This window comes from Allobosea sp. ASV33 (assembly GCF_016428755.1).
Lineage (GTDB): Bacteria > Pseudomonadota > Alphaproteobacteria > Rhizobiales > Beijerinckiaceae > Allobosea.
Window position 1 is genome coordinate 1 of sequence record NZ_JAELTI010000297.1, and the last position, 314, is coordinate 314.

Sequence of the window (314 nt, forward strand, 5' to 3'; positions counted from 1 at the left end):
CAGGATATCCGTGCCGAACGGAACCTCCTGCCCGCAGAGCTCGATATAAAGGGCGCTCGCCCGCTCGCCCGAAGCGAACTGCCGGCGCTCGTAGAATTCGCGATAATTCGGCAGATAGGTCTTGGGCCTGTCTCTTATACACATCTGACGCTGCCGACGATTAACCTTCGGTGTAGATCTCGGTGGTCGCCGGAGCATTAAAAAGGGGGGGGGGGGGGGGGGGGGGGGGGGGGGGGGGGGGGGGGGGGGGGGGGGGGGGGGGGGGGGGGGGGGGGGGGGGGGGGGGGGGGGGGGGGGGGGGGGGGGGGGGGGGG

Annotated in this window: 1 protein-coding gene; it reads right to left on the reverse strand. The window is 72.0% G+C overall.

Annotated elements, in window-relative coordinates:
- Positions 1 to 314 (reverse strand): hypothetical protein (locus tag JHD80_RS27685; protein ID WP_199093827.1); only part of this gene is annotated, 314 nt, incomplete at both ends.